Source organism: Tsukamurella asaccharolytica, from assembly GCF_007858435.1.
Lineage (GTDB): Bacteria > Actinomycetota > Actinomycetes > Mycobacteriales > Mycobacteriaceae > Tsukamurella > Tsukamurella asaccharolytica.
Genome location: NZ_VIGW01000005.1, coordinates 148,895 through 163,506, shown reverse-complemented (window position 1 = coordinate 163,506; position 14,612 = coordinate 148,895). Strand labels below are relative to the sequence as shown.

The 14,612-nt window shown below is 71.6% G+C and carries 13 protein-coding genes and 1 riboswitch; of the genes, 5 read left to right on the top strand and 8 right to left on the bottom strand.

Going from position 1 to position 14,612, the window contains the following annotated elements:
* Positions 1-217: 217 nt before the first annotated feature.
* Positions 218-1,021, top strand: coding sequence for a hypothetical protein (locus FK529_RS12005; RefSeq protein WP_146561389.1), 804 nt, complete (start codon positions 218-220; stop codon positions 1,019-1,021).
* Here FK529_RS12005 and FK529_RS12000 read toward each other — a convergent pair.
* From FK529_RS12000 to FK529_RS11985, 4 genes are read right to left on the bottom strand one after another with little or no spacing between them, the layout of a single operon-like run.
* Positions 999-1,808 (bottom strand): exodeoxyribonuclease III, encoded by an 810-nt coding sequence (locus FK529_RS12000; protein WP_146561387.1) that lies wholly within the window; start codon positions 1,806-1,808, stop codon positions 999-1,001. The two genes, FK529_RS12005 and FK529_RS12000, sit on opposite strands and share 23 nt — an antisense overlap.
* Entirely contained in the window at positions 1,805-2,236 is a 432-nt protein-coding gene (locus FK529_RS11995; protein WP_146561385.1) for a barstar family protein, read from the bottom strand. Before FK529_RS11995 ends, FK529_RS12000 begins: the two co-directional genes overlap by 4 nt.
* The gene (locus FK529_RS11990) at positions 2,233-2,673 is read right to left on the bottom strand and encodes a guanyl-specific ribonuclease (protein WP_146561383.1); all 441 of its coding nucleotides are present in this window, start codon (positions 2,671-2,673) and stop codon (positions 2,233-2,235) included. Before FK529_RS11990 ends, FK529_RS11995 begins: the two co-directional genes overlap by 4 nt.
* An 11-nt stretch (positions 2,674-2,684) precedes the next feature.
* Positions 2,685-3,785: an MFS transporter gene (locus FK529_RS11985; protein ID WP_438947195.1), complete on the bottom strand. Its 1,101-nt coding sequence runs from the start codon at positions 3,783-3,785 to the stop codon at positions 2,685-2,687.
* A 176-nt stretch (positions 3,786-3,961) separates the two neighbouring features.
* A riboswitch (SAM riboswitch) is annotated at positions 3,962-4,079 on the top strand.
* A gap of 8 nt (positions 4,080-4,087) precedes the next feature.
* Between FK529_RS11985 and metX the strand changes: the two genes are divergently transcribed.
* Complete coding sequence (gene metX, locus FK529_RS11980) at positions 4,088-5,233, top strand: homoserine O-acetyltransferase MetX (RefSeq protein ID WP_146561379.1); 1,146 nt, start codon at positions 4,088-4,090, stop codon at positions 5,231-5,233.
* A gap of 21 nt (positions 5,234-5,254) precedes the next feature.
* Here the strand turns inward: metX and FK529_RS11975 are convergent, their stop codons facing one another.
* From FK529_RS11975 to FK529_RS11965, 3 genes are all read right to left on the bottom strand, one after another.
* The gene (locus tag FK529_RS11975) at positions 5,255-6,703 is read right to left on the bottom strand and encodes a ribonuclease E domain-containing protein (protein WP_146561377.1); all 1,449 of its coding nucleotides are present in this window, start codon (positions 6,701-6,703) and stop codon (positions 5,255-5,257) included.
* Positions 6,704-6,808: 105 nt separating this feature from the next.
* On the bottom strand, positions 6,809-7,123 hold the full coding sequence (locus FK529_RS11970) for a DUF3017 domain-containing protein (protein ID WP_231703049.1): 315 nt from the start codon (positions 7,121-7,123) through the stop codon (positions 6,809-6,811).
* Positions 7,123-7,989 (bottom strand): bifunctional methylenetetrahydrofolate dehydrogenase/methenyltetrahydrofolate cyclohydrolase, encoded by an 867-nt coding sequence (locus tag FK529_RS11965; protein ID WP_193559693.1) that lies wholly within the window; start codon positions 7,987-7,989, stop codon positions 7,123-7,125. Before FK529_RS11965 ends, FK529_RS11970 begins: the two co-directional genes overlap by 1 nt.
* 86 nt (positions 7,990-8,075) lie before the next feature.
* On the opposite strand from FK529_RS11965, the gene FK529_RS11960 reads away from it, so the two are divergent.
* Together FK529_RS11960 and FK529_RS11955 are read left to right on the top strand one after the other, a co-directional pair.
* Positions 8,076-8,678 carry an HdeD family acid-resistance protein gene (locus FK529_RS11960; RefSeq protein WP_146561373.1) on the top strand — a complete coding sequence of 201 codons (603 nt, stop codon included), beginning with the start codon at positions 8,076-8,078 and terminating at the stop codon, positions 8,676-8,678.
* Between the two features lie 49 nt (positions 8,679-8,727).
* Positions 8,728-9,192 carry a tRNA (cytidine(34)-2'-O)-methyltransferase gene (locus FK529_RS11955; RefSeq protein WP_146561371.1) on the top strand — a complete coding sequence of 155 codons (465 nt, stop codon included), beginning with the start codon at positions 8,728-8,730 and terminating at the stop codon, positions 9,190-9,192.
* A gap of 33 nt (positions 9,193-9,225) precedes the next feature.
* On the opposite strand, the gene FK529_RS11950 is transcribed toward FK529_RS11955, so the two are convergent.
* A complete protein-coding gene (locus FK529_RS11950; RefSeq protein WP_146561369.1) occupies positions 9,226-10,962 on the bottom strand; it encodes an alpha/beta hydrolase in 1,737 nt (578 codons plus the stop codon).
* 203 nt (positions 10,963-11,165) lie between these two features.
* Here FK529_RS11950 and FK529_RS11945 point away from each other — a divergent pair, with 203 nt between their 5' ends.
* Positions 11,166-14,552 carry a pyruvate carboxylase gene (locus tag FK529_RS11945; protein ID WP_146561367.1) on the top strand — a complete coding sequence of 1,129 codons (3,387 nt, stop codon included), beginning with the start codon at positions 11,166-11,168 and terminating at the stop codon, positions 14,550-14,552.
* Positions 14,553-14,612 lie beyond the last annotated feature (60 nt).

Sequence of the window (14,612 nt, the reverse complement as noted above, 5' to 3'; positions counted from 1 at the left end):
GACGCCTGAGGACTGCGTGAGCCCGTCGCCTCCGAGCGAGACTCGTGCCCGGCGCGGCGTCTGGCCCACTCCACTCGTATCGGATCTGTCACTGGCGGTCACGATGTCATAGCGCCCGTTCCGTTCCCTCCTCGCTTCGGACTCCCGAAACCGAGCATGGATGGGGGCGCCGCAGCGGTAGTCTGGCGCGCACTCAACAGGTCGATCGGGGGACGGCATGGATGGGGATTCGAGGACGCCTGGGCGGGCGCAGTACGACGCGGAGGACCGGCGCGATCGGTACTGGGCGGGGCCGGTGATGCCGGCGCGGCAGAGGGCCTTCAACCGCCGAGCCTCCGAGGCCTGCCTGCGCCTCATGGCAGCGCGCCGCACCGCGAACATCTCGTTCACCGACCTGGCGGAAGCGACGGGCGACATCAGTTCGCGAACCCTCCGCCGGCACTTTCCCACGGTCGCCGCCGCGGCGTACTGGACCGCGTGGTGGTTGCCCGGGGCGGCTCATTCGGTCCGGTGGGTCCTCGCCCCACGCGAGCGGGTCGGCCCGTGTTGGCCGACGGAGGTCGACGATCCGGTCGTCGCCGCCGTCAGCGCGATCGACCCCGACGACGACCACTTCGACTGGCCGCCGGCCGAGTTCTTCGAGTCCCGCGGCATCCCCGACCCGCTGAACCCGGGCGCGGTCTCGCCGCATCCGATCACGTTGACCGACTTCTTCGTGGACCTGCGGATCCTCGATCGGTCGTGGGGCCGACGCACCGGCTACGCCGCGATCGCCGAACCCCTCGCCGCACTCCGTGGCGAGTTCCCTGAGCTCGATGCCTGGTATCAGCGAGCGATGCACCGCCGCGGTGAGTCCCTCGGCCCGCTGCTGAGCAGAGCCTTCGGCATGGCGGAGGCGCGGGCTCGCGCAGCCGGATACGCGTATTCCGGCTTGGAATGGCGCTCGGATCGATCCGCCTTCCGGTGCGGGCCCCGGCCTCGCGCAACCGGCCGGTCGGTCAGTCCTGGTACTCGACGGTGACCGGCGCGTGATCCGACCAGCGCAGGTTGTACGCCGCCGGCCGCTCGACGTGCGCGGACACCGCCCGCTTGGCCAGCGCGTTGTTGGCGATCTGCAGGTCGATCCGCCAGCCGGAGTCGTTGTCGAAGGCCTTGCCGCGCCACGACCACCAGGCGTAGGGCCCGGGGACACCCGGGTGCAGCTCGCGCACCACGTCCTTGAACGCGCGGCCCTCCCCGATGTACTCGCTCATCCAGGCCCGCTCCTCGGGCAGGAAACCCGAGTTCTTGACGTTGCCCTTCCAGTTCTTGATGTCCAGCTCGGTGTGACCGATGTTCCAGTCGCCGCACACCAGGACCTCGCGACGCCTCCTGCCCAGCTTCGCCAGGTGCGCGCCGAACGCGGCGCGGAAGCGGTCCTTCTCGTCCTGCCGCTCGGTTCCCACGTCGCCCGACGGGAGGTACAGCGAGCCGACGGTGAGCCCGTCGAAATCGGCCTCGAGGTACCGGCCGGTGTCGTCGAACTCCTCGCTGCCGAAGCCCACGCGCACCGCGTCCGCCGGGCGCCGCGACAGCACCGCGACCCCGTTGCGGCCCGCGATCGAGGACTCCGCCGCCGCGAGGTGCCACCCCTCCTCGAGGGCGGGCGCGAGCGCCGCGAGCGTCTGCTTGTGGGTGGCGCGGACCTCTTGGAGCAGCACCACCTCCGCCTTCGTCCCCCGCAGCCACGGCAGCATGCCGAGGTTCTCCTCGGATCGCTGCTTCACCGCCGCGCGGATGCCGTTGACGTTGATCGACGTGATGATCACGCTAGTGCCTCCACGGTCAGGCCGGCGGCGGCCCACGCGGAGCGCACCCCGGGCACCTCGGCGTCGTCGGACACCGACAGCAGCACCTGCACCTCCCGGTCGGCGAGCACGGCGACGAAGGTCGCGAGGGAACCGGCCTCGTCGGCGAGCACCTGCTCGGCCTGCGCGATGCCGAGCACCACGAGCGCGGGGCCGCCGAGCCACTCGAGGTCGCCCAGGCTGTCCGCCAGCGCGTCCCAGTTGGCGCCGAAGTCGAGCGGGAACTGCAGCGCGGCAGAGACCTCGTCGAGCAGCGCGGACTTGGTGCGCATGCGGCTACCGCGGGCGACGAGGACCCGCGGGCGCTCGCGGCGCTTGAGCGCGTCCAGATCGGTACCGGTCAGCGCGGCGCCGGCGCCGGAGGTGAGGAACTGCGGGAGGGTGCTCATCGGATCCTCGTGAAGGTCTCGTAGTGGTCCAGGGTGTACCAGGCACCGCCGTCGGCCCCGGTGATGATGCGCTCGGCGTCCCGGCCGCGGCCGGACTTCTTCACGTTGACGTCCCACTCGGTGTACTTCGCGCGCTTGCCCTGTTTGTCGGTCTGCGGCAGGCGCCCCTCGAAGTTCCCGAAGTTGCGGCCGCCCTGCGTGCCCGAGCCGTCCTTCGGGGGCCAGGTGCCGGCGTCGATCCGGGCGAGCGTCGCGAGGACACGCTCCGGGGCGGCGGTGTCCGACGGTGCCGAGGCGCGCCCGGAACCCGGGGTACCGGGCGCGGACGTCGCGGAGGCCTTCGCCGTCGCGGACGGCTCGGCGGTCGATTTGCCGCACGCCACGAGCCCGAAGACCGTGAGCAGCGCGATCGCGCACAGCGCGAGAATCCTTCGCATAGCCCCAGACCCTACCGAGGGGCACCGACAGGTTCCGCGGTCCGTCGGGAGACCAGCATCCCGACCCCGAAGACCACCAGCCCCGCCAGGGCCAGGGCGCTCCCCGCCAGCGCGGGCGCGGTGTACCCGCCGCCCGAGGCGATGACGGCGCCGCCGAGCAGCGCGCCGAGCGCGTTCGCGATGTTGAGCGCCGAGTGGTTGAGCGTGGCGGCCAGGGTCTGCGCCTCGCCCGCGACGTCCATGAGGCGGGTCTGCAGCGCGGGGACGAGGGCCGAGGCCGTGAGGCCGATGAGGAAGAAGAACGTGACCGCGAGGAAGGGCTGCGGCGCGAACACCGAGAACAGGGCCTGCAGCACCACCAGCGCTGCCAGGGCCACCGTGATCGACCGGGTGACCGAGCCGTCCGCGGCGCGCCCGCCCACGGCGTTGCCGATCACCATGCCGACGCCGTAGGCGGCCAGAACCGCCGGCACCGAGGCGGCGCTGAGCCCCGACACCGAGGTCAGCGTGGTGGCGATGTACGTGTAGACGGCGAACATGCCGCCGAAGCCGACGACCCCGGTGAGCAGCGCGAACCACACCTGCGGCCGCGCGAGCGCACCGAGCTCGGTGAGGGGGTTGGTCACGGGGATCGTCACCGCCGGCAGGAAGACCAACAGGGCGGCCACGGTGACGACGCCGATCACGACCACGACCCCCATCGCGTACCGCCAACTCAGGGCGGTCCCGAGCCACGTCACCAGCGGCACCCCGACAACATTGGCGACCGAGAGCCCCATCAGGACCTGACCCACCGCACGGCCCCGCTCCGCGGGACCGACGAGGTGCGCCGCGACGAGCGCTGCCACCCCGAAGAAGGCTCCGTGCGGCAGCCCCGCGACGAATCGTGCGGCCATGAGGGTGCCGTACGTCGGCGCGAACACCGACAGGGCGTTGCCGACGGTGAAGGCGATCATCAGCGCGATGAGGAGCGCCCGGCGCGGCACACGTGCGAAGGCGGCCGCGATGAGCGGCGCGCCGACCACGACGCCCAGCGCGTACGCCGAGATGACGTGACCGGCGACCGGCTCGGTGACCTCGAGGTCGGCGGCGATGTCGGGCAGCAGCCCCATCGCGGCGAACTCGGTGGTGCCGATGCCGAAGCCGCCGAGCGCCAGGGCGCCGACAGCCAGCCTGGTCCGGGTGGAAGAACGCACGGAACGGTCCAACGCCCCGCCTCCTTCCCCGCTTCCCGGTCACGCTGTGACCTCGTTCACGGCACACCCGGTCGGATATGCTGCGGGGAAACGGTCATGAGCGTCAGCGCGCAGCCCCGGCTTGCTGACCGGCAACCCTCCGCCGCGGTGGGGTGCCCCGGGTGATGACCTGGTTCCCCGGCGGTCCCCGCCGGGTGGCAAGCGCGAGGAGAGGTTCGGTGACCATCAGCACCCGCACAGGACGGTCCCTCGACAGCCCCCCGGACTGGGCCCGGGTTCCCGACGGTGCGCTGCAGACGGTGGCGCTCGGCCCCCTGGTCCTCGAATCGGGCGACGTCCTCGAAGACGTGACGATGGCGTTCCAGCGATGGGGCACCCCCACGGCGACCCACGACAACGTCGTCCTGACGCTGCACGCCCTCACCGGCGATTCGCACGTCACCGGCCCGGCGGACGCCGAGCACCGGGCGGCGGGGTGGTGGGACGGACTGATCGGCCCCGGCGCCGCGGTCGACACCGGCGAGTGGTGCGTGATCTCGGCGAACGTCCTGGGCGGCTGCTCCGGGTCGACGGGGCCGGCGTCGATCGCGCCGGACGGTCGGCCCTACGGCTCCCGCTTCCCGGTGATCACCGTCCGCGACCAGGTCGAGGCGGAAGCGGCACTCCTGCGCGCGCTCGACGTGCACGACATCGCCGCCGTCGTCGGCGGCTCGATGGGCGGTGCGCGGGCGCTCGAGTGGGCGCTCATGTACGGCGACTTCCTCCGCTCTGCGCTGGTCCTCGCCGTGGGCGCCCGCGCCACCGCCGACCAGATCGGCACGCAGACCACCCAGATCGCGGCGATCACGGCCGATCCCCTGTGGCAGGGCGGCGACTACCACGCCACCGGCGTCCACCCGGACGCCGGCCTCGGCATCGCGCGCCGGATCGCGCATCTGACCTATCGCACCGAGCTCGAGCTGGACAGCAGGTTCGAGAACGCGCCGCAGGGCGACGAGGAACCGCGGGCGGGCGGACGGTACGCCGTGACCTCGTACCTCGAGCACCAGGCCGACAAACTGGTGAACCGGTTCGACGCCGGTAGCTACGTGGTCCTCACCGACGTGCTCAACCATCACGACGTGGGCCGCGGCCGCGGCGGGGTCGAGGCCGCTCTGCGCTCCTGCCGGGTCCCGGTGGTGGTGGGTGGCATCGATTCCGACCGCCTCTACCCGCTGCGCCTTCAGCAGGAGCTCGCGGATCTGCTGCCCGGGAGCGACGGCGTGGTAGTCGTGCACTCCCGCGACGGGCACGACGGCTTCCTCACCGAGATGGACGCCGTGGCGGACCTGCTGCGTCGGACCCTGGAGTACGCGCGCCGCTGACCGCCCCCGCGGCGGAATCGGTCAGCGCGCCGGCGCGGTCACGATCGGCGCCGCGGCGGAATCCGCGGGCACCTGCGGCGCCACCTCCACCACGGTCGGATTCGACTGCGCCGGACCGAGGTTCAGGCGGCTCGCGCTCGAGGAGCCCGTGCCCTGGGCTCCGCCGGCCGCTCCGGGGGCGACGAGCCCGTTGCCCGGCGTCGCCAGCTCGGGGGTGATCAGGGCGTTGCCCGGACCGGGCGGCGACGATTCCGGGCTGGGCGTGCCGCTGCCCGCACTCTCCGTGGGCGTGCCGGGCGCGCTGGTCCCGGACGGCGTCCCCGTCGGGAGACCGGTCGGAATGGTCGGCAGGATCGTGGTCGGCAGGGTGCTCTGCGAGGTCGGCGGGGCCGGCGTGGTCGTCGGCACCGGTTGCCGGGTCGTGGTGGGGACGACCGGCGGAGGCGCGAAGGTGGTCATCGTGGGTGTGACGACGTTGCCGAGATCCGGTTCCCGCGGCACCGTCGTGGGGACGACCGGACGCTCCGACGGCAGCGAGGAGGCGACCGAGGAGATCGTCACCTCCGTGGTCGGCACGACGTCGGAGGTCACGGTGTCGGAGGAGGTGGGAACCATCTCTTCCGAACTGCGCGCGGCCGGACCGATGATGCCCGTCGCGTACCCCGTGGCGAGAACCGCGCCGGTGAGCGCGGCGACCACGAGAAGTGGCAGGATCGCCGCGGTGAGCCGGACGCTGTGTCCCCCCAGGACGCCGATCCCGCTGTCCACCTGCGACGACGGTGTCGTCCCCGCGGTCCGGCGATCGGCGGCGATGAGCGCGGCGCCGGACGCCGCGATGGTCTCGGGTTCCTCGATGCGCACCGGCTCGATACCCGCATCCCGTGCGACCGCGGAGACCGCCTCCCGCACCACGGGGTTGAGCGCCCCCGCGCCGACGAGGGCGAGCGCCTCCGGCACGGTCGGCGCTTCGGCGACCGCCGAGCGCACGAGCGCGGCGACGTGGTCGGCCGGGGCAGCGCCGGCACCGTCGGGAACGACGGCGCTGGTGCGACGCTCGGCGACGACGGCACCGTCGCGCACCGTGTACAGACGGGCACCGTCGGCGCCGAGGTCGGCGACGAGGGCCGTGTCGTAGCGCGCGATGGCGCCCCGCTCCTCGAGGCCCCGAAGGACGGCGTCCGCGTCGCGGACGATCCCCGCGGCGCGCACGCCTCCCCGCGCACCCAGGCGGACGGAGAGCAGGTCGCGCCGCGAGCGGACGGCCACGGCGGAGGCGTCGACGTCGCGCTCCGAGTGACTGGCGAGCAGGTCGAAACCCGACGAGAGCAGGTTGCCACGACCCCCGAGCCGGTAGGGGCCGGGGTCGATGGTGCGCGCCTGACGGTCGACGACGTGCCCGTCCTCGATCTCGAGGAGGACGCAGTGCACGGGACCGGAGCCCACAGAAGCGCCGAAGGACGAAATCCGCATGGCACCTCCGATCGGATCGCTCACCGAGCCGTTATCTATCCACATCGTACCCGATGCCGAAACGTTACATACAAGAATGAGAATTTGCAGTTTCGAGTATGTGGGTTACTTGGTGTCGAGCGGGTTGATCCCCCACGAGACGATCAGGATGGCGGCGGCGGCCACGGCGAGCACCGAGACGTCGAACCATCGGCTGCGCACCCGCAGGAGCCCCTGCCGTCGCTCGGGTAGGAACGCGCGCAGGAGCGCGCCGAGACCCGTGCCCGCGCCGATGACGAACAGGCCCCGGCGCCAGTACTCCAGCCCGACCAGCACCATGCCCGCGGCGAGCACTCCGACGACGGCGACGTAGCCCGCGTTCGCGATCACCGCGCGCACCAGCCGGGCGCGGCGGTACTGCTCGGCCGCGGGCTCGGCCACTACACCGAATCCGAACGCGCGAGGTCGCGCTCCGCGGCGTCGATCACGTTGCCCAACAGGAAGGCCCGGGTGAGCGGGCCGACGCCGCCGGGGTTCGGCGACAGGTGCCCGGCGACCTCGGCGACGTCCGCGGCGACGTCGCCGCGCAGGCCGTCGGCGGTGCGGCTCACGCCGACGTCGAGCACGGCCGCGCCGGGCTTGACCATGTCGGCGGTGATGAGCCCTGGCACGCCGGCGGCGGCGATCACGATGTCGGCGCGACGCACCTCGGCACCCAGGTCCCGGGTGCCGGTGTGACACAGGGTGACCGTCGCGTTCTCGGAGCGCCGGGTCAGCAGCAGGCCGATCGGGCGCCCGACCGTGACGCCGCGGCCGACGACCACGACGTGCGCCCCGTCGAGCGGGACGTCGTACCGGCGCAGCAGATGGACGATGCCGTGCGGGGTGCAGGGCAGCGGACCGTCGGCGCCGAGCACCAGGCGGCCCAGATTGGTGGGGTGCAGGCCGTCCGCGTCCTTCGCCGGGTCGATCCGCTCGAGGATCGCATTCTCGTCGATGTGCTGGGGGAGCGGGAGCTGCACGATGTAGCCCGTGCACCCGGGGTCCGCGTTGAGCTCGTCGATCACGGCCTCGAGCTCGGCCTGCGTGATCTCCGCAGGCAGATCGCGGCGGATCGACTCGATACCGACTTTCGCGCAGTCGGCGTGCTTGCCCTTGACGTAGGAGTGCGATCCCGGATCGTCGCCGACCAGCACGGTGCCGAGCCCGGGAACGAGCCCCCGGTCCCGTAGTGCGGCTACACGCGCTCGGAAACTCTCGAAGAGTTCGTCGCGAGTCTTCTTACCGTCCAGTACGAGCGCCGTCACGGCCCACATCCTATCGCCCTGGGATCAGCGCGAGGTTTTCCGCCGTTCGAGTCGCTTTCTTTCGCTATTCAACAGATACTGTGAGCATGACTCATCAGAATCCCCTTCGGCAGGACCTCCAGCAGGACCTCGAGCAAGGTGTCAAGTCCACGTGGCAGGCCATCTTGGCCCTGGGCGTGCTGTCCATCGTCCTCGGCGTCATCATCGCGGTCTGGCCCGGCCCGACCACGCTGGTCGTCGGAATTCTGTTCGGCATCTTCCTGCTCCTGAGCGGCGTTTTCCAGGTGATCGCCGGCTTGCTCGGCGAGACGCAGCACCGCGTGCTCACCGTGATCAGCGGCGCCCTCGCGCTCGTCCTGGGCGTCTCGTGCTTCCGCGACGACGTCATCAACTCGGTGGCGATCCTCGGCATCTGGATCGGCGTGAGCTGGATCTTCTCGGGCGTCACGTCGGTCGTGATCGGCGCCTCCGACAAGCAGCTCCCCAGCCGGGTGTGGGTCGTCATCCTGGGCATCCTCAGCGTCGCGGGCGGCGCGGTGCTCATCGCGTACCCGTTCTCGGTCGAGGTCCTCGTGCTGTTCGCCGGCATCTGGGCGGTCGCCCTCGGCGTCGTACAGGTCATCTCGGCCATTCAGCTGCGCAGCAGCGCCAAGCAGCTGCAGCAGCGCGTCTCCGACCTGGTCGACTGACGCCCCCTCGTCCCTCGAATGCGGGACACGGGTGACAGGATCGTCACCCGTGTTCCGCATTCTGTTCTTCGAGCCCCGGATCGCGCCCAACACGGGCAACGCGATCCGCATCGCCGCCGTCACCGGATGCGAGCTGCACCTGGTCGAGCCGCTGGGCTTCGATCTCTCCGAGCCGAAGCTCCGGCGCGCCGGCCTGGACTACCACGACTTGGCGCACGTGCGCGTGCACGCCGACCTGGACGCCGCCTGGGCGGCGCTCGACCCCGGCACGGTCTACGCCTACACGGCGCACGCGGCGCGGCACCATCACGAGGTCGCCTACGCCGCCGGCGACGTCCTCCTCTTCGGCCCCGAGCCCACGGGGCTCCCGCCGGAGGTCCTCGCCGACCCGCGGATCACCGAGGCGCTCCGCATCCCCATGCTCGCCGGCCGACGCTCCCTCAACCTCGCCAACAGCGCGGCGATCGTCGCCTACGAGGCCTGGCGGCAGAACGGCTTCGACGGAGCGCTCTGACGGCGCCGGGGGTCACGTGCGCCGCGCCGGCGGCTACCCCTCCGGCGGGTTGTAGCCGGTCTGGCTGTTGAGGATCGGTCGCAGTTTCGCGGTCTTCTCCGGGGTCCAGCCGGGCGGCTCCAGGATCGCGGCCCAGGAGTCCGCCGCCGCCTTGACGTAGCTGTGTCCGTGGCCGTCCGGCACGTTCACGGCCACCGCCATGTCGGCCGTGACCTGCAAGAAGGTCACGATCGGCACCCACGACACCGACGAGAGCACGTCGGTCCCCCGCTTCTCCCGCAACCAGTCGGGCTGACTGAAGGCGAGGTCGGGGGTCCACCGGCCGATCGGGTCCGAGGCGTGCTGCAGGTAGACCACCCGCGGGGTGTTCCACGGCGCGGAGGGCTTGGCGAGATCCTCGGCGCGGGCGGCGAACCGGACGCTGGCGCCCTCCTGATAGACGGGGAGCCATTCCGGTGAGCCAGGGTCGCGCTGCGCGGTCAGCCGCACCCACATCTCGTTGTTGAACGTGGGCCCGGAGAACAGCGCACCGTCGGTGCGGGCGAGCAGGTTGTTCAGCGAGAGGAACGGGGCCTCGCCGCCGAACGAACCGAGGCTCTCGCCGAAGACCACCAGCTTGGGCCGCTGCCCCTCGGGCAGGGCCTTGACCCGCTTGTCGACGGCCTCGAAGAGAGCCTGTCCGGCGTCCAGGGCGTTCTGCCTGTCGACGAGGAAGGAGAGCCAGCTCGGCAGGTACGAGTACTGCATGCTGACGATCGCCGTGTCACCGTTGTACATGTACTCGAGCGCCCCGGCCTCCGCCTCGTTCACCCAGCCGGTGCCGGTGGTCATCGCCACCGCCACCACCTTGCGACGCAGCCCGCCGGTGCGCTCCAGCTCCCGCGCGGTCTGCTCGGCGATCGCCTGGTAGCGGTTCGGAGCGTCGGAGTCCACCGACCCGAGGCCCGCGTACGTACGGATCGGCTCCATCGCGGGGACACCGTTGAACGCGGTGAGATGCTCGACGGTCTGCGCATTGGAGACGAAGACGCGCCCCTGCTTACCCAGCGACGACCACTCGACGAGGGAGCCCGGGCCGCCCGAGCGGAACGCGCTCGTGGGCGCCGGACGGTCGATCTCGCCCTCCTGGTTGACGTTCGAGAAGGTGTTGTTCATCGCGTCCATCGCGACGCGCACCACGACGCCGTTGATGACACCGATCGACAGCAGCAGGACGAGACCGACGGCGACGACCGCGGCGACGCGCGGCGGGCAGACGCCGTTGAGCTTCCCCGCGAGCCAGCGCACCAGGGTTCGGACGCCCTTGCCGATCTCGACGAAGACGTACAGCAGCACGATCGACAGCACCCCGATCTCCAGGTAGTCGATGAAGCGCAGGTATTCGACCTCCATCAGGTCGCGCAGCCTCCGCTGCCAGGCGTCGAAGAAGAGGACCATGCCGAACGTGCCGACGACGCCGACGCCGAGGAGCGCCCACCACGCCGTGCGGGGCGCCGGCGGCGTGGAGTCCTGAGACCGCATGAACCGCACGAGCCAGACCGCGAAGACACCGAACATGTAGCCGAGGGCGCCCGATCCGCCGCTGACCAGGCTCTGGAAGAGCGGGCCGCGCGGCAGCAGCGACGGCGTCAGGGACAGCCACACGAAGACGAGACCGACCGCGGTGCCGGTGAAGGTGTACCTGTGCGACCACCACGCGCGGACGCGCTCGAGCACGCTCGCCGGCTCCGCGGCCACGGTCCGGTCCGCGCCCTCGACTGTCTCACTCATCCACGCCTCCACCTACCGTCAAGCAGCTGACGGCTCATCATGCCCCGTTCCCCCGGATCGCGCGCGGAAGGCGGGGCCCGGATCGGGGCGATGCGCCGCGCCCGCGGGCGTGCACCCATATCATCGACAGCGCGGTGCTCCAGCGCTTCGGGGCGAGGCCGCGCGCACGACGTCTGTCCCACGAAGACCGGTGGTGAACCAACATGTTCGACAAAGTCCTCGTCGCCAACCGCGGCGAGATCGCGATCCGCGGCTTCCGCGCTGCAGTCGAGACCGGCGCCCGCACGGTGGCCGTCTTCCCGTACGAGGACCGGAATTCGCCACATCGGCAGAAGGCGGACGAGGCGTACCAGATCGGGGTGGAGGGCCATCCGGTCCGCGCCTACCTCAGTGTCGACGAGATCCTTCGGATCGCGAAGCAGTCGGGTGCCGACGCGGTGTACCCCGGCTACGGCTTCCTCTCCGAGAATCCCGACCTGGCCGCGGCGTGCGCGGCCGCGGAGATCACCTTCGTGGGCCCGCCCACCGCGGTGCTCGAACTGACCGGCAACAAGGCCCGGGCCATCGCCGCAGCCCGCGACGCCGGCCTGCCGGTACTCACCTCGACGGCACCGTCGTCGGATGTCGACGCGCTCCTCGCCGCGGCGCAGGACATGCACTTCCCGGTCTTCGTCAAGGCCGTCGCCGGCGGCGGGGGCCGCGGCATGCGACGGGTGGCCGATATCGCCGATCTGCGGGAGGCGATCGAGATCGCTTCGCGGGAGGCGGAATCGGCGTTCGGAGATCCGACGGTCTTCCTCGAGGAGGCCGTGATCGACCCGCGGCACATCGAAGTGCAGATCCTCGCGGACACCGCGGGCAACGTGATCCACCTGTACGAGCGGGACTGCTCCCTGCAGCGGCGGCACCAGAAGGTGATCGAGATGGCGCCCGCGCCGAACATCTCCGACGAGCTTCGCGAGCGGCTGTGCACCGACGCGGTGAACTTCGCGAAGGCGATCGGCTACAGCTGCGCCGGCACCGTCGAGTTCCTCGTCGACCCTCATGGGCGGCACGTCTTCATCGAGATGAATCCGCGAATCCAGGTGGAGCACACGGTGACCGAGGAGGTCACCGACGTCGACCTGGTGGCCGCACAACTCAAGGTCGCCGCCGGCGCCACCCTGCCCGAGCTGGGGCTCACGCAGGACGCGATCCGCCTCAACGGCGCGGCGCTGCAGTGCCGCATCACCACCGAGGACCCGACCGACGGCTTCCGCCCGGACACCGGGCGCGTGAGCGCTTATCGCACGCCAGGCGGCGCGGGCATCCGCCTCGACGGCGGCACCTCCGTCGGCGCCGAGATCAGTCCGCACTTCGACTCGATGTTGGTCAAGCTCACCACCCGCGGGCGCGATCGGGAGACCGCGATCGTCCGCGCGCGACGCGCCCTGGCGGAGTTCCGGATCCGCGGCGTCGCGACCAACATCCCGTACCTGCAGGCGGTCCTGGCCGATCCCGACTTCGTCGCCGGGAGGGTCACCACCTCGTTCATCGAGCAGCGCCCCGAACTGCTCACCGCGCGGGGCTCCTCGGACACCGCATCGAAGATCCTGCGCTACCTCGCGGACGTCACCGTCAACAAGCCCCACGGCACCCGCCCCACCAAGGTGTACGCGAACGACAAACTGCCCGCGATCGACCTGAACACGCCCGCGCCCGAGGGCTCGCAGCAGCGGCTGGAGCGCCTGGGGCCGGCGGGCTTCGCGGCGGACCTGCGGGCGCAGACGGCGCTGGCGGTCACCGACACGACGTTCCGCGACGCGCACCAGTCGCTGCTCGCGACGCGCGTGCGCACGTCCGCCCTCGCGACGATCGCGCCCTACGAGGCGCGCCTGACGCCGCAGCTGCTGTCGGTCGAGGCGTGGGGCGGCGCGACCTACGACGTGGCACTGCGGTTCCTGCACGAGGACCCGTGGGAGCGGCTGGCGACCCTGCACGAGGCGATGCCGAACATCTGCCTGCAAATGCTGCTGCGCGGCCGGAACACGGTCGGCTACACGCCCTATCCGCAGCAGGTGACGGACTCGTTCGTCGCCGAGGCCGCCGCCACGGGCGTCGGGATCTTCCGGATCTTCGACGCGCTCAACGACGTCGAGCAGATGCGGCCGGCGATCGAGGCCGTGCTCGCGACGAACACCGCGATCGCCGAGGGCGCACTCTCCTACACCGGCGACCTCGCGAACCCCGCCGAGAGACTGTACACCCTCGACTACTACCTCGGCGTCGCGGAGCGGATCGTCAAGGCGGGTGCGCACATCCTGGCCATCAAGGACATGGCGGGGCTGCTCCGTCCCGCCGCCGCGACGACGCTGGTGACCGCCCTGCGCAAGGAGTTCGACCTGCCGGTGCACGTGCACACGCACGACACCCCCGGCGGACAGCTCGCGACCTACCTCGCCGCCTGGACTGCGGGCGCGGACGCCGTGGACGGTGCCGCCGCTCCGCTCTCCGGCACGACCAGCCAGCCCTCCCTGTCGTCGATCGTCGCCGCCACCGCGCACACTGAGCGCGATACCGGGATCGACCTCGACGCGGTGTGCTCGCTCGAGCCCTACTGGGAGGCCGTGCGCGGCGCCTACGCCCCCTTCGAGTCGGGTCTGCGGGCCCCGACGGGGCGGGTCTACCACCACGAGATCCCGGGCGGACAGCTGTCGAACCTGCGCCAGCAGGCCGGGGCGCTGGGCCTGGCCGAGCGATTCGAGGACATCGAGAACGCCTACGCCGCAGCCGATCGCATGCTCGGCCGACTGGTGAAGGTCACGCCCTCGTCGAAGGTCGTGGGCGACCTCGCCCTCGCCCTGGTCGGTACGGGTGTCTCACCCGACGACTTCGCCGCCGATCCCGGCCGCTACGACATCCCCGACTCGGTGATCGGTTTCCTCCGCGGCGAACTCGGCACTCCGCCGGGCGGATGGCCGGAGCCGCTGCGCACCCGCGCGCTCGAGGGGCGCGCCGAGGCCGCACCGGTCAGCGACGTGCCGGCCGACGAGGCCGCCGAGCTCGCGGGAACCTCGGAGCAGCGGCGGGCGTCGCTGAGCCGCCTGCTGTTCCCGGGGCCGATGCGCGAGTTCACCGAACACCTGGCGGAATTCGGCGATGTCTCCAAGCTGTCGACCAACCAGTTCCTCTACGGCCTGCGGCAGGGCGAGGAGCACCGCGTCCGGCTCGCTACCGGCGTCGAGCTGCTGATCAAGCTGGAGGGCGTCGGCGAGCCCGATGAGCACGGCAACCGCACGCTCGTCTGCACGCTCAACGGGCAGCTTCGCACCGTCTCCGTGCGGGACCGGGCCGTACAGGCCGAGGTCCCCGCCGCCGAGCGCGCCGACCGGACGAACCCGGGGCACGTCGCCGCACCCTTCGCGGGTGTCGTCACGCCGACGGTGCACGCGGGCTCGACGGTCGCCGTCGGCGATCAGATCGCCACCATCGAGGCGATGAAGATGGAGGCGGCGATCACGGCGCCCGTCGCCGGCACCGTCACCCGGGTCACCCTCGCCGGGGCCACGCAGGTGGACGGAGGCGACCTGGTCGCCGTCATCGAGAGCTGAGGCCACAGCCGCCCGACGGACCCGGCCGTCCGGGCGGTCACGGTCGTCGTCCTGGAACCC

Coding starts and splice junctions, on each gene's coding strand:
- FK529_RS12005 (WP_146561389.1), top strand. CDS start 218: ATGGATGGGGATTCGAGGACGCCTGGGCGGGCGCAGTACGACGCGGAG.
- FK529_RS11995 (WP_146561385.1), bottom strand. CDS start 2,236: ATGAGCACCCTCCCGCAGTTCCTCACCTCCGGCGCCGGCGCCGCGCTG.
- FK529_RS11990 (WP_146561383.1), bottom strand. CDS start 2,673: ATGCGAAGGATTCTCGCGCTGTGCGCGATCGCGCTGCTCACGGTCTTC.
- FK529_RS11985 (WP_438947195.1), bottom strand. CDS start 3,785: ATGGGGCTGCTGCCCGACATCGCCGCCGACCTCGAGGTCACCGAGCCG.
- FK529_RS11975 (WP_146561377.1), bottom strand. CDS start 6,703: ATGCGGATTTCGTCCTTCGGCGCTTCTGTGGGCTCCGGTCCCGTGCAC.
- FK529_RS11960 (WP_146561373.1), top strand. CDS start 8,076: ATGACTCATCAGAATCCCCTTCGGCAGGACCTCCAGCAGGACCTCGAG.
- FK529_RS11950 (WP_146561369.1), bottom strand. CDS start 10,962: ATGAGTGAGACAGTCGAGGGCGCGGACCGGACCGTGGCCGCGGAGCCG.
- FK529_RS11945 (WP_146561367.1), top strand. CDS start 11,166: ATGTTCGACAAAGTCCTCGTCGCCAACCGCGGCGAGATCGCGATCCGC.